This window comes from Paenochrobactrum glaciei (assembly GCF_039522165.1).
Classification (GTDB): Bacteria; Pseudomonadota; Alphaproteobacteria; order Rhizobiales; family Rhizobiaceae; genus Paenochrobactrum; species Paenochrobactrum glaciei.
The window spans coordinates 1-971 of record NZ_BAAADE010000037.1 but is presented as its reverse complement, the minus strand read 5'-3'; the positions used below and the strand labels follow the sequence as shown (position 1 = coordinate 971).

At 27.3% G+C, this 971-nt stretch carries 2 protein-coding genes; one reads left to right on the top strand and one right to left on the bottom strand.

Features of this window, described 5'->3' with window-relative positions:
* The first annotated feature begins 173 nt into the window (after positions 1 to 173).
* Positions 174 to 650 (top strand): class I SAM-dependent methyltransferase, encoded by a 477-nt coding sequence (locus ABDZ76_RS17545; protein ID WP_198968541.1) that lies wholly within the window; start codon positions 174 to 176, stop codon positions 648 to 650.
* On the opposite strand, the gene ABDZ76_RS17540 is transcribed toward ABDZ76_RS17545, so the two are convergent.
* Positions 651 to 971: hypothetical protein (locus ABDZ76_RS17540; protein WP_343808652.1), on the bottom strand; the 321-nt coding region annotated here is incomplete at its 5' end. It lies immediately after the preceding gene.

The following is a 971-nucleotide window of genomic DNA, read 5'->3' as shown; positions in this document are numbered from 1 at the left end:
TCCTTGGCCCACAGAACGACATGGCTACGATCCGACTTTGGTAATCAATTGTACAACAGTTTTCCAATCTTGCCCGGTGATAGTTTAGAATTTCATGTTAGAAATCCAGCTAATGTTTACGCTTGGGCAACTGGAAAATGTAAAGTTTATGCTCTATTTGAGGTAGTTCAAACATGAATTTTGATGATTATTTTTGTAAATTACAGTGTTGTTATTGGAGAGAATTCGAATATGCTTATTCAAAATTAGATGTTAAAGATAAAACAATTACAATAATTGGTAATGACTGTGGTAGTTCTGCTTTATATTTTCTTTTAAAAGGTGCTAAAAAGATAATTGGATTTGAAAAAGAAGAGAAACTAAATCAAATTTTTAAAGAAAAAATTTGTAAAGAATTCAAGATTTGTGATAAAGTTGAAATTCATGAGGAATGGAAAAGTAACGAATATCCTGACAGTGATATTTTCATTATGGATTGTGAAGGTTGCGAAAAAAATCTAGATTTTTCTAAATTACAAAAGTACAAACAATATTGTATAGCAATTCATGATTGGACAGAGAATAGATTTGATTTGTTGAGAAAATTATATGGAACAATTCTAACTTTTATAACTGATGATAATAGAGAATTTGTATTTTGTAAATTATGATTAGAACGGCGGATAAACTAAAATTTTAGAACCTGCATTTAGTCCATTTGTAAACTGTACTATATATCCATTCATATCTATAAATCCAGTTCCTGTAAAACTTTTTGATGTTATTAAATTTCCATTTAAATCAAATTTATATACAGTAAATGAATTCGTTTGTTGTACGGATACATATACGTATCCGTTAGCGATAGTAAAAGTTGAACTATTATTTGATAATTGAATTAATTGTTTAATAGATATGACAGTATTCGTGAATGTGCCAAATATTACTAATTTTACATATCCATTAGTTGAATAATATACAAAATAAATATT